Origin of the sequence: Pseudomonas sp. UV AK001, assembly GCF_046097675.1 — a bacterium.
Classification (GTDB): domain Bacteria; phylum Pseudomonadota; class Gammaproteobacteria; order Pseudomonadales; family Pseudomonadaceae; genus Aquipseudomonas; species Aquipseudomonas kribbensis.
Genome location: NZ_JBJUVZ010000005.1, coordinates 176,383 through 189,072 on the forward strand (window position 1 = coordinate 176,383; position 12,690 = coordinate 189,072).

General features: G+C 56.1%; 8 protein-coding genes. 7 read left to right on the plus strand and 1 reads right to left on the minus strand.

Annotated elements, in window-relative coordinates:
- Window positions 1-51 precede the first annotated feature (51 nt).
- From ACKLNA_RS16260 to ACKLNA_RS16290, 7 genes are all read left to right on the plus strand, one after another.
- Window positions 52-663: a trimeric intracellular cation channel family protein gene (locus ACKLNA_RS16260; RefSeq protein ID WP_064379088.1), complete on the plus strand. Its 612-nt coding sequence runs from the start codon at window positions 52-54 to the stop codon at window positions 661-663.
- A gap of 123 nt (window positions 664-786) precedes the next feature.
- Window positions 787-1,818, plus strand: a complete 1,032-nt coding sequence (locus ACKLNA_RS16265) for a hypothetical protein (RefSeq protein WP_408986434.1) — start codon at window positions 787-789, stop codon at window positions 1,816-1,818.
- 363 nt (window positions 1,819-2,181) lie between these two features.
- Window positions 2,182-2,718 (plus strand): hypothetical protein, encoded by a 537-nt coding sequence (locus tag ACKLNA_RS16270; protein ID WP_408986435.1) that lies wholly within the window; start codon window positions 2,182-2,184, stop codon window positions 2,716-2,718.
- A 74-nt stretch (window positions 2,719-2,792) separates the two neighbouring features.
- Window positions 2,793-3,590 carry a leucine-rich repeat domain-containing protein gene (locus ACKLNA_RS16275; protein ID WP_408986436.1) on the plus strand — a complete coding sequence of 266 codons (798 nt, stop codon included), beginning with the start codon at window positions 2,793-2,795 and terminating at the stop codon, window positions 3,588-3,590.
- 278 nt (window positions 3,591-3,868) lie between these two features.
- The gene (locus ACKLNA_RS16280; RefSeq protein ID WP_408986437.1) at window positions 3,869-4,816 is read left to right on the plus strand and encodes a hypothetical protein; all 948 of its coding nucleotides are present in this window, start codon (window positions 3,869-3,871) and stop codon (window positions 4,814-4,816) included.
- A 118-nt stretch (window positions 4,817-4,934) separates the two neighbouring features.
- Window positions 4,935-9,713, plus strand: coding sequence for an RHS repeat-associated core domain-containing protein (locus ACKLNA_RS16285; RefSeq protein ID WP_408986438.1), 4,779 nt, complete (start codon window positions 4,935-4,937; stop codon window positions 9,711-9,713).
- 346 nt (window positions 9,714-10,059) lie between these two features.
- A complete protein-coding gene (locus ACKLNA_RS16290) occupies window positions 10,060-11,550 on the plus strand; it encodes a leucine-rich repeat domain-containing protein (protein ID WP_408986439.1) in 1,491 nt (496 codons plus the stop codon).
- A gap of 10 nt (window positions 11,551-11,560) precedes the next feature.
- Here the strand turns inward: ACKLNA_RS16290 and queG are convergent, their stop codons facing one another.
- Complete coding sequence (queG, locus tag ACKLNA_RS16295; protein WP_408986440.1) at window positions 11,561-12,631, minus strand: tRNA epoxyqueuosine(34) reductase QueG; 1,071 nt, start codon at window positions 12,629-12,631, stop codon at window positions 11,561-11,563.
- Window positions 12,632-12,690 lie beyond the last annotated feature (59 nt).

The window sequence follows — 12,690 nt, forward strand, 5'->3', positions numbered from 1 at the left end:
GTGTCGCCCTGAAATGGCTAGACTGCGCGCCTTCCTGCCAGGACCGCCGCCATGTTGCTGATGCTCTACCTCGTCGCCATTACTGCCGAAGCCATGACCGGCGCACTGTCCGCGGGCCGTCGCGGCATGGACTGGTTCGGCGTGGTGTTGATTGCCTGCGTCACGGCATTGGGTGGCGGTTCGGTGCGCGACGTGCTGCTCGGGCACTATCCGCTGACCTGGGTCAAACACCCGGAATACCTGGTGCTGACCACGGTCGCAGCGATGATCACCGTGTTCACGGCACGCTGGATGCGCCATCTGCGCTCGCTGTTTCTGGTGCTCGACGCGGTCGGTCTGGTGGCATTCACCCTGATCGGCTGCATGACCGCCCTGGAAATGGGCCACGGCATGCTGGTGGCTTCGGTCAGCGGCGTGATCACCGGGGTGTTCGGCGGCATCCTGCGCGACATCTTCTGCAACGACATCCCGCTGATCTTCCGCCGCGAACTCTACGCCAGCGTCTCGTTTGCTGCGGCGTGGTGTTACATGCTTTGTCTGTATCTGAATGTGCCGAGTGAACAGGCAATTCTGATCACTCTGTTCGGTGGCTTTCTACTGCGGTTATTGGCGATTCGCTTCCATTGGGAAATGCCGAAGTTCGTTTATAACGACGAGCATTGACGACTGGCTACAGCTTCTTACACTTGATTTAAGTTCGCTTTTGAATGACGTGATATTGATATCCGGCTCCGCCCAATAAAATGCGGATGCATCGGAACTGATATCAGTCACAGGAGTGAAAAAATGAGTGAGTTTAATGAGCTGTCTGCAGAGCGCTCAAGTAATTCGGCTTCTCTGGAAAGTATTGAGTTGAAGGTGAAGTTCGATTCAGGGGTCGCAACGCGAAACAAGGTGTTGTTTGGCAACGGGCGTATGCAAGTTAAAGTGCAGGTGCTGGTCTCCGGTTTCGATGAAAATGGTCAACATATTTCTGTACCGGCTGATGTACTGAATACGGTAGAACTTATTCATTACAATACCGGGAAGACATTGCGGGACGGCTGGAAAGCCAGTGCCGACCAGGGACGGTATACGCTGGAGGCTCCTGTCTCTGCAGATTTGATGGACGCACCGGGCGATGAGTCGCAATACCATGGCCATCCTCATGTGCGCACCTTCTGGGTTTCATCGGCGGGAGTCGGTACCACACAGATCGCAGCGCGTGTTTTACTCAACGGAAACGTTATTCAAAGCAACGGTACTGGTCTGCTCGATCGTCAGGACAGCAGTATCACGCTGGATGCGCAATTGCCGGTCAGCTACTCGCTTGAGCAGTTTCACTTGAAAAGCGTACGGCGCGGAAATGAAGCGCCAGGTAACCGGATCTCCAATTACTACCTCGGACTCAATCATCAGGGGCAGCAAATAAAACTGGTGGACTGGGTGGCGTCGCGAGGTACAGGTAACTTGGTTTTTGCTCACGGTAACTGGCTGGGAGCACCTGCGACCAATCATCTGAAAGGTATTCTGGCAAGTCCTGATCAGACTGATGTCACGGTAAAGTTGCCTGTCAATGACAACACTTTTTTAGACTTCATATTTTCAGGGCCTGCCAGTGTCTCTTCAAAGGTGAGTCAGGAATATCTTGTACGGGTCAACGATCGTCACGGTGAGTTGACTATTGTGCAGGCTATTTCCGAGTATACGTACAGCTACACCAAGTATACGGTGGATGAGGCGTTTCATTTTTCCGCAATTGATCAATACGGGTCTGAACACAAACTGGCCATTCGAACCGATGCCACGGAAGGTTTGTTCATTCTTGAACGGGGGTAAAGCTGCATCAGGGCAGTAGATATATAAGCTCACTGTAAAAGAGTAAGTCAGTAAGCTGCGATATCGATGATCCCTGCCGGCAATTCGGCAGGGACACTATTGTCCGCCAGTTTCTCACCGTAAAGGGGCTGACTCAATTTCGCTCAAGGATGAGAATTGATACTCAAAAAGACGCCAAAGGGTTTTGCTCCTGCACCCTCCCCGAAACCACCTACTCCCCGTACTCCAAGTCATGAAGCACCGCCGCGAGCGGATGTCGATGTGCCCGATGTGTCACGCCGCTCTGTCTCGTCACCTGTGACAACAAACCCTGGCCATTCAGGCAGGCAGAATGGCCCCCCGTCGTTGGTTGTCGAGAACGGCATGATTGTTTCCGAATTTCCATCCCAGGTGCCTGCAACCGCACCGATGCTTCCGGTGTTGGCCGATTTCTGGATCAGCGCCGCAGCGGTATTGCCCGCACACGATGTTCAGGGATTCAGAATCATCAAGCAGCGCCGGTACATCGAATTGACCGACGGGCATTTTGTCCAGGTTGCCAGGGATCCCGTTACGGGAGACTGGCGAGCAATGCTGGCAAGTGAGCTCGTTCCTTCCGGGCCGTTTCTGTTGCCTGATCAACACCGCCGGTACTGGCACCCGAAAGACAGCAACGGGGCGCAAAAGCTTGCCGGTGCAGACGACGATGTTGAAACCTTCGCGCGGGGACCCTCCTCGGCACTGTCAGGCCGCCTGATTTCGCAAGCATCTGTCGAACGTCGAGTGCGAGCGCTTTATCCCGGACTTCCGGACGACGAAGTGATTGCTATCATCGGAGATCGATTAAACAGTGATCCGCACTCCGTTCTTGTGCGACTGGAAAAAGAGTCTGTAGCGTTGCGTGAAGAACTGAAGAACTGAAGAACTGAAGAACTGAAGAACTGAAGAACTGGCTAGGGAGGGCGCGCTGAACTCATCCCGGCACTGAGTCCGGATTGAGTGCTGGAGCCCTCGCCAGCCAACGACAGAAGCGTGAAAAATTCAGTCAGGATCTACTAGCGATCTGGCGGCGTGAGTCGGTGCCGGGACAGGGTTCTGCCGATCACAGTTTTTCGACGTTCATCGATTTCTCCGGGGAATTGCCACACTTGTCCGCCCGGTTTGAATGGGTGACAGAGCTGGTGCTGACCGCGCGCAATACCGAAGTATCGTTGGGTCGGTTTTTAGACAGTTTCCCCAACGTTCGCTACCTGATTCCGGAGTCTGTGCGAATGGAGGAACTTTCTCCGGCGATCTTCCAGATGCGGGATTTGCAGCACCTGGTATTGAACGGAAATTCACTTCGTCTTTCCGAGAGCAATGCCGAGGGCCTGTCCGGGATCGAAATCCTCACGTTACTGAATTTGAGGGAAAACCCCTTGGACATTGCCCCGCCTGTGGGATTCATGCAGGGATTGCGAGAGTTGTTTTTGCGCGATTGTGCGATTGGCGAGTTTTCTTCCGGGATGGAGCGATTATCAGCATTGACTCGCGTGGATTTGCGAGAGAACAACATTGCCACCGTCGGCGATGAGTTGTTCGACATTCCGGATGCGCAGAATCTTCACCTGGATTTAAGGGTAACCCGCTCGGCGTGGTGGCGCGGGAGCGAATCACACACTATCTGGAAAATGCCAGTCTCGATCGTAAAGTGCAGATTCGCTCGGATGAAGACAATCTCGATGTCAATGACTCTCCAGAATCAAGCGACAGTTCTGATAGCGGGGTGGAATCCGACATCTGACAAAGACTGAACAGCCGTTTTCTTGCAATCAGTCTGGTTGTATAAAATAGATGGTCCACTTTTTTCTTTGTCTTTTTGGCTTTGAAGAAGTTGGCTTTTTTGTTGTGTTTTTTATATTTTATAAGGCTGGTTTTGTAGTTTGTGTTTCAGGTTGATACTTCCGATTGCTGTGTTTACATGTTGTCAGCTATTGCGGCTGTTATAGGCTTTGGTGATGTGTTTAATATTTGGTTGTGCCCTGATTTGTCTTGAGAGGGGTTGATTAAATATTGATACAGGAAGTTATTTATGTTTGAAGAAATTGTCAGTGTTCAGAGGCTCGAAGTCAAATTTGATTCGGCACCCACACTTCGTCATAAGCAACTCTATGCCAACGGTCGGATGCAAGTACGGGTGCTGGTCTTGATTTCGGGTGGCGATGCCCAGGCCAACGAAGTGTCTCTGCACGGGCATCCGGCCATGCAGACCCTTCGCCTGATCTCCTACAACGGCGCGCGGCCGCTCTCGGGGGACTGGAACGTCGAGACCCGGGAAAATCGCTACGCTCATGACATGGCGGGCGGCATCGCCCGGGCCACTCCACTGGTACCGGCTGCGCATAATCGCATTACCGACCCTGCCGAACCCGTTCAGGTCTATGAGTTCTGGGTTAGCAGCTCCAGGCCGGGCTCACTGCAAATCGCCGCCGAAATCACCCTGGGCGATGAAGTATTTCGAAGCAACGGGCAACTGGGGAGTGACAGCAGCGTGACGTTGGAGGCGATATCGCCGGTCCAGTATCCAGTGAGCCACTTTGCCCTGGTAAAGGTCAGTGAAAGAGTCATTGATCGTTTCGACGCGATTCATCGATACAGCCTGAGTCTCTATGCTGACCGTCGTTCCATTAATCTTCTGGACTGGACCAGCACGCAAGTACAAAAAGATGACGAATACGCGACGTTGTTCTTTGCTTCCCAAAATATTAATGATTCCCACCCGGGGGAAAGAACTTACTGCGGCTACATGGCGCCGGTCTATGGTGCCAGTGCGACCATTCGCGGTCCGAAAGGATATGTCGGGACGCCAGTCAATCAGCAGCCGGGTAATCTGACGCTATTGAGCTATCTCTCTCCCGACTATCAGAGTCAGCCGGTTCGGGATCAGGTTTTTGAACTGACGGTATTCGATGAGTTCGGTACGGCGCACTGGCTTCGTATAAAGCCGGATTTTTCCGCACGCGCATTCAAGTTGGTTTGAACGGCGATTTTTTAGAAGATTGTCGCGAGCTTCTTTTGTTCGGTTTCAACGCAGTCGGTTTGAACTTCGAAGTTCATCGAGTGGGTTGGTTGTTGTGTGGTGAATAAGGAATTTATATATGGAGAACAAATCTCCGGTCTCCGTGCATTCCAATGCATTCAATTTTGGTGAGTTTGTAACGGGCGGTGTTGATCCTCGGACAGGCTTGTATACCTGCTCCTTGTCTTTGGGAGCTGTTCGATCTGCGGGTCTTAACGGACCTTCGTTCGGACTCGCCCTGGGTTTCAACCCGCTTGATACCCGAAACACCGGATTCGGGCTGGGCTGTTCGCTGGCCACGACCCGTTATGACACGCGCAGCAAGATGATGACCCTGTTCAGCGGTGAGCGTTACAAGGCCGTCGAAACGGTCGCGGGTCTCCAGTTCAGGGAAATGAAGCTGGAAAGCGTCAAGGTCGTGAAAACCGGTGCCGGACGTTTTGATGTTCGTTACAAGGACGGACATCGGGAGGAGTTGACGGTGCAGGAGGGCAGTCTGGTCGCAGTCCCGACGCGGATCGTCGCGGCCAACGGCGCAGGCATCACACTGCTGTACAAAGTGGTCAATCAATACCCGGAGCTGATCGAAGTCAGGGATGACCAGCGGACGCTGCTGAAAATCTCCCGCAAGGGCACTCTGGTTACATTGAGCCAGAACCCGGATACGGCATCCACGGCTGACTTCACAATGAAACTCGATAGCAACGACCGGGTCGTGGAGATCGGTTTGCCAGTGGGCCGGGGCTGGGATCTCGAATATTCGCTCATCGATGAAGTCGGTTACCTGAAACGGGTCGTGACACCGCTGGGGGCCGTCGAAATCATTCGCTACAAGGAGCAGGGGCATCTGCTGCCCGCCAGCGATGCCAGTGCGACGGGGACGCTGCCTCATGTCATGGCCCATGACATTTATCCGGGTCACGGTCAGCCGAAAACGAGCAGAATCTACACGTTTTCGGACCGTAATTTCCTTGGGCATGGTTTGTCGGTGGAGCCATCCGACGACGGTGACCCGCTCTACTCGGCACCCTGGAGTTACCAGTATGCGTCCGAGGAGCGCCTGGTGGTCGATGGCAAGGTGCACAGTCACACTAAACGGACGTACAACAAATTCCATTTGCTGGTTGCGCAGGTGACGACGTGCGGGGAGGCGGTAACTTCGCAGTTCACCGAGTATCACCTCGCAACAGGAAAGCCTTTCAACGAACAACCGGCACACTTTCGTCTGCCCCGGGTCCAGAGACTGAAGTTCGAAAACCGTCTCGGCAAAAAGCAACGCGAGGAGACCACGATTACCGAGTTTGATGCGGTGGGCAACCTGCTCAGGCATGTGGGGCCCGACGGTGTCACGACGCTGTCCGAGTTCTATCCGGCGGTCGAGTCGCCGGACTGTCCGGTGGATCCGCTCGGCTTTGTCCGTTTCGAGAAGCAAAGGACGGTCATCGCCGCACCCGGCGGCGGGGCCTCGACCTGTACCCGTTTTCGCCATGCCTTGCACCCGGCATTGCAAGGCTCGACGCTGGCCAGCGTCGTGGTCATCGAAGAACGGTTCTTCGAAAAGGTGGAAGACAAGGAGGTTCTTCGTTCAAAGGTCGAGCACAGTTATTTCGATACACCGGCGGACCAGCTCCGACATGGTGCATTGCAGGAGCAGCGCATTACCCGGAACGGTCGCACCACCCGAACGGCGTTTTCCTCTCGGCTGGAAGGTGCTCGCCTTCATCTGACCCACACTGTTCACGGTTTCGATGGTACTTCGCAAAGCACGACGCAAGTCCTGTCGTCATACAGTGGATTGACCTTGTCGGAGACCGACATGGACGGTGGCCGGATCGACTATGAGTACGATGCCATTGGTCGATGCGTGCGCAAGACGCTCTCCCCGGACGCCGCCCATGCGGCTTCGACGACCTGGGTTTATCAGGAGGCAAGCAGCACTTCGCCAGCGACAGTGGCCGTCACGGATCCGGCGGGAGGTATGCAAACGGTCACTCATGACGGTTTGGGGCGCGTGATCGGCATCAAGGAGCTTGATTGCGACAATCCAGATGAGGGAGCGTCGCAAGAAAGCCTTATGCGCACGGTGTACTCCGCACTTCACGACAAGGCGGGGCGACTGGTGGAGCAGACCCGCACAGACTGGTGGGACGGCATTGCCCGTCCGGCCATTACCCGACTGGTCTATGACAGTTGGGGACAAGTGAAACAGACGCGTCATGCTGACGGGCGCGTAGAGCATCGCGAATTCGATCCGGTCGCTCTCCGGGAAACCCTCTGGCAGGAGGGAATGGGCAAGACGGTCTCGTTCTTCAACGCTTTCGGCAAGCCGAAAAGTATTGAGATGCTCGACCGGAAGGGGGAGAGCCTGGGCAAGTCGGTCCTTGAGTATGACGGTTACGGCAGAACCCGCAGCCAGACCGATCAGGAAGGCAACAAGACGCTCTACCACTACGACGTCTTTGATCGATTGGTTCGCAGCGAATTGCCGGACGGCCATGCGGTCGAGACTGAATATTCCGATCACAGCGCCGAAACATTGCCGGTAAGGATCAAGGTCGACACTCTGGAGTTGGGCCGACAGGTATTCGACGGGCTGGATCGCCTGACTGAAAGTACGGTAGGCGGGTGCACATTCACAGCGGGGTATGTGTCGGGCTCCAGCCAGGCCGGATGGCATATGGGGGCTGACGGTAAAAAAGTCGAATTCACCTGGTCGCAGGGAGTGAACAGGCTGGCTGAGCGCAAGGCTGACGGATTGCTTGCGCGCTTCACCTACGACGCCTTGCATGGCAAGCCTGAAACCTGCATCGAGCAGGGGCGTGAACATCGTTTCGTCTACTATCCTTCCGGACGCTTGAAGTCCGAAGCAACCATATACGGTGAACATCGCCAGACAACATCCCACACCTGGTCGCTGGCCGGGCGGCCGCTGACTTTCACTGATGGACTGGGCAACGAACACAAGTCTGAATATGACAGTTGGGGGCGCAAATCCGCTTTCACCCAGGGCCGCTTGCGGTTCGAATACACCTATGACACCGCAGGCTTGCTGGCGCTAATTGACGCCCGGGATACATCGACCGCCCTGCGCATGAAGACGCATCTGAGCTACGACGATATCGGGCGTGAAACGACCCGTCGGTTTGAAGTCGAGGGTCAGGAAAGTCAGACACTGACATCGAGTTACACCCTCTCCGGCAAGCTGGCGCAGAAAGTCTTGAAACGCGGCACTCAAATACTGCGCGATGAGCGCTTTACCTATGACGTGCGTGGGCGACTGAGCCATTACACCTGTGAAGGCACGCAACGGCCACGGGATCCCTACGGCAAGGAAATCGTCGAGCAGACATTCACCTTCGATGCGCTGGACAACCTCCTCACGCTGCAAACCCGCTTCCCCCAAGGCATCAATCTGACGACTTTCAGCTACAGCAAGGTCGACTTCACCCAGCTCACGGACATCAGTCATTCCCACGCTGATTACCCGCAACCGGTCACTCTGCAATACGACGCCAATGGTCGGATGATCAAGGATGACCAGGGGCGTACGCTGACGTATGACCCGCTTGGGCGTCTGACAGGTGTCAGTAATGCACAGGGGCAGAAGGTGCGGGGCTATCAGTACGACGGTTTCGACCGGCTGATGGCGCTGTCGCAGCCGGGTAGCGCGGACACTCAGCGTTACTATCGCGGTGGACGTGCCATCAACGATGTGTGTGGCAGCGACCTTTGCAGTGTCGTGCGCCACGAAGGCCTGTTGCTGGGGCAGTTCAAGGTCGGCGTGGATGCGGGTGTACGGATGTTCGGCACCGATCAGCAACAAAGCGTGCTGACGCAACTGCAGAATGGCCGGGTTACCGATATCGCCTACAGCCCGTATGGGCATCGGGAGGCGGAAGGCGGTTTATTCAGTCTGCCAGGTTTCAATGGCGAGCAGTTTGATCCCGTCACCGGTCTGTATTTGCTGGGCAATGGCTATAGGGCCTACAGCCCGACCCTGATGCGCTTTCTGTCACCCGACAGCATGAGTCCGTTCGGAGCAGGAGGGGTGAATGCCTATGCATATTGCCTGGGTGATCCGGTCAACCGCGTTGACCCTACGGGGCATGTTTCCTGGGAGTCGATTGCCGGGATTGCACTGGCAGGCCTGGGGATTGCGATCAGTGTTCTGACGCTGGGAGCCGCCACGCCGCTGGGCCTGCTGGTGGCGGGGCTGGGAGTCGCCTCGGGCATTACGGCTATCGCCAGTGAGGTGGCACATGAACTGGCGCCGGATTCTGCGGCGGGTGACATTCTCGGTTACATCAGTCTGGGGCTTGGGCTGGCATCCCTTGGCGTCGGGCTGGCGGGTGCGGCAGTCAAAGGAGCCAGCAAACTGGCAGGGGCCTTCAAGTCAGGGTTGAGCGGAGACTCTCGCGAAGCCGCCAGGGCCATGGCGAGGGGAATGGGGGGGCGAAGCACTCCGGGAACGAGTGCCGGGCCAGGAACATGGACCTACAAGACCCAAGGCTTCAGAGGGAGGGTGGACGGGCAGAGAACGGGAAGAGGCGCCATTCCTGGTTTTGAGGATCTTGATGACATTTCAAGGGATAAATTCTTCCGGTTCAAGGATGCAATCAAGGATCATGGCAGGTCGCCGAGCGAAGCCGCCAGCGCGCTTGGGGGGAAGACTGGTTACAATGAAATGGTGCCTTTCAGGTCTCCCAACGCTAGCCAGCTCCGTGATCCGGGTTACTTCAATAACACGGGGTACACCGAAATAAGGCTTAGCCAGGCCACGCGCTTGTTTTTCTTTGCGGACCGCGACACCCGGACGGTGACCATGCATGCCTTCGGACACACCGTGCGAGGCGCTTGACGGGGCGCTGAGCGGGATCATTCGCAGCGAACCATGAGTTGGTCAATGTTCCACCGCGCTTTCAACGGTTCTGGCAGCTGTTGAAAGTGCGGTTACCAAGTCAGGTGACGCTTGAAGCCTGTTCGTCACAGGTTGGCCCTCTTTTGCGCGAGACGCAGCTGCTCCTGAATTTGAGATAAATGTAACGGCAGTAGACATATGTACTCCGGCACGCTGCCGGCATTTCCGTAGGCTGTTTTCTTTAGCGACAAAAAAAGAATCCAAGTGGGAATGACTGACCCGCATACCCGGCATCGATCGCACAGAGTTGTTTGATCAGTGCACCCAATCTCAAGGATGAGCGTTCATGGCTGACAAATCACCCAAGATCAAACCCGGTTTCAGCGGAAAAAATGATACCGCCGTCGATGGTTTCCATCGTACGCCCTCGATCGATCTTCCCCGTCCACCCTCGCTACATCGCCTGGATCTGCAGCTGCCTTCTGCCCGGCCGGACTCTGTTGCAGCGATGCAGATGGGCGGCGCCGCACCGGACATGGTGATTTCCGCCATCGAGAGAGTGGCAGACGTTACCTTGAGACCTTCGATCGCGGATTACTGGATACCAACCCGGAAAGTCTTCGGCGAGGCTGATGCACAGGGCATTCGAGTGTTCAAGCAGCGCCAGTTCGTGGCTGTTTCCAGCGAACATTTCGTTCAAGTGGTTCGGGAAGCCGAGAGTGGCCTTTTTCGCGCCACGCTCGCCAGAGAGCTCAAGGCTTCCGGTCCGCAGATGGTGCCGGATGCCGAGGGCCGGTTCTGGCACCCAATAGAGTCGAGATACCTGCCGGATGGCGTCGATGCTCCTTCGGGATCGTTGCGCAGTGTAGATGAGCGTCTGGCAGCATTGTTTCCAGTCCTGTCCCAGGACGCCCGGGCAACTTTGCGGCGCGAGCGATTGAAAGGCGATCCTTTGCGGGCGGTGGCCCGGCTCGAAGCGGAATACTTCGCTTTGGTGGAGGATCTTGGGACCTGGGCCAGGCAGGTGCCGTCCCGGCATCCGGTTACGGGGTTGGCCCTGACAAGTGCCGAAATGGCTGCGCAACGAGCTGGTCGAGAGCGCTTTGCGCAGGAACTTCAGGATAACTGGTCCCGGAAGGCTACCAGCACCAATCCGTACACCCCTGCGACTCTGGATTACGATCTGGATGTCCTTGGAAGCCTGCCTCACTTATCGGCGGACTTCAGCCATGTTCGTGAGCTAAGCCTCTCCAGCACCACCCCGTTGGACGGCAGCTCCTTTCTTTCAAGCTTCCCGGGTGTGCGTTATCTGACTCTCTCGGGCCTGGCGCTGAAATCGTTTCCCGTGGAGGTTTATCAAATGAGGGAACTGATGACCCTGACCCTGGACAACTGTGATATTCGGCTCTCCGAAGCAACCGTCGAAGGTCTTGCCCACATTGAAGGTTTGACGCTGCTGGACTTGAGCAACAATCCGCTTGTACTGCCACCTGATATCCGGTTCATGCGGCGTCTGGACAGTCTTTATCTGTCTAATACAGGGCTGGCTGAAGTGCCGGTCGGGCTGTTTGAGAGCGAGAGCCTGGCGTTTGCAGATTTGGGAAATAACGAAATTACCCGTCTTCCAGACGAGCTCTTCGAACTGCCCGATGTTCAACCCGTCAATTACAACTTTCGAAGTAATCCGCTGGATGAGGCCACTCTGCAGCGAGTCAAAACTTATCTTGAAGGGACGGGGCTGGACAGGAAAATCCTGATTCAAGTTGACGGAGACATTCAGGTGGCGCCGCAGGTTTTTCAGTTTGAAGGTGAGGACAGCGGTATGGAGAGCTCGTGAGACGGAGCGCTCAGTTACTTTTCTTCGCATGCTGGCGCAGCGCCCACTCCACATGCTCTCTAACCAACTCTGACGGATGATCCCGTCGCGCCTTCAACGCTTCCAGCACCGGAATCGTTGAAGGCGCATTGCCCAACCCCACCGCCAGATTCCTTAACCAGCGCTCATACCCGGCACGCCGCAATGGCGATCCTTCAGTGCTGCTCAAAAACTTCTCTTCATCCCACAAAAACAGTTCTGCCAGTTCGGCGTTGTCCAGATTGTGCCGTGGCTTGAAATCGCTTTCGCCGGACGGGCGGGCGAAGCGGTTCCACGGGCAGCAGATCTGGCAGTCGTCGCAGCCGAACACGCGGTTGCCGATCAGCGGTCGCAAGTCTTCGGGAATGGCGTTCTTCAATTCGATGGTCAGGTAGGAAATGCAGCGTCGTGCATCCAGCACATACGGGCCGACGAAGGCGTTGGTCGGGCAGATGTCGAGGCACGCGGTACAGCGCCCGCAATGTTCGGTGCTGTGGGGTTCATCCACCGGCAGCGGCAGGTCGACGAACAATTCGCTGAGAAAGAAATAACTGCCGGCCTTGCGGTTCAGCACCAGAGTGTTTTTACCGATCCAGCCCAGGCCCGCCTGTTCGGCGATGGCTTTTTCCAGCACCGGAGCGCTGTCGACGAAGGCGCGGAAGCCGAACGGGCCGATTTCGGATTGAATCTTGTCCGCCAGTTGTTGAACGCGTTTACGGATCAACTTGTGATAATCGCGGCCCAAGGCATAACGCGAGATGTAGGCCTTTTCCGGTTTCGCCAGCATTTGCGCCATTTGCGTGTCGCCCGGCAGGTAGTCCATGCGCAGCGACACCACGCGCAAGGTGCCCGGCACCAGCTCTTCGGGGTGCGAGCGTTTGCTGCCGTGGGCGCCCATGTAGTCCATTTCGCCGTGGTAGCCGGCCTCGAGCCAGCGTTGCAGATGCTGCTCATGCTCGGCCAGGTCCAGACCGCTGATGCCGACTTGCTGGAAGCCCAGCTCGCGGCCCCAGTCCTTGATGGATTGGGCGAGGGCGGGAAGATCTGTGGTGATGGCGGACATGAGGCGAGAGAAACCGGAGCTGAGGTGCGTATAATTCTGCCAGACATCGGAGCCTGAAG

Excerpts from the sequence above, each read along its gene's own strand:
- queG (WP_408986440.1), bottom strand. The coding sequence starts at position 12,631 with ATGTCCGCCATCACCACAGATCTTCCCGCCCTCGCCCAATCCATCAAG.
- ACKLNA_RS16290 (WP_408986439.1), top strand. The coding sequence starts at position 10,060 with ATGGCTGACAAATCACCCAAGATCAAACCCGGTTTCAGCGGAAAAAAT.
- ACKLNA_RS16280 (WP_408986437.1), top strand. The coding sequence starts at position 3,869 with ATGTTTGAAGAAATTGTCAGTGTTCAGAGGCTCGAAGTCAAATTTGAT.
- ACKLNA_RS16260 (WP_064379088.1), top strand. The coding sequence starts at position 52 with ATGTTGCTGATGCTCTACCTCGTCGCCATTACTGCCGAAGCCATGACC.
- ACKLNA_RS16285 (WP_408986438.1), top strand. The coding sequence starts at position 4,935 with ATGGAGAACAAATCTCCGGTCTCCGTGCATTCCAATGCATTCAATTTT.
- ACKLNA_RS16270 (WP_408986435.1), top strand. The coding sequence starts at position 2,182 with ATGATTGTTTCCGAATTTCCATCCCAGGTGCCTGCAACCGCACCGATG.
- ACKLNA_RS16265 (WP_408986434.1), top strand. The coding sequence starts at position 787 with ATGAGTGAGTTTAATGAGCTGTCTGCAGAGCGCTCAAGTAATTCGGCT.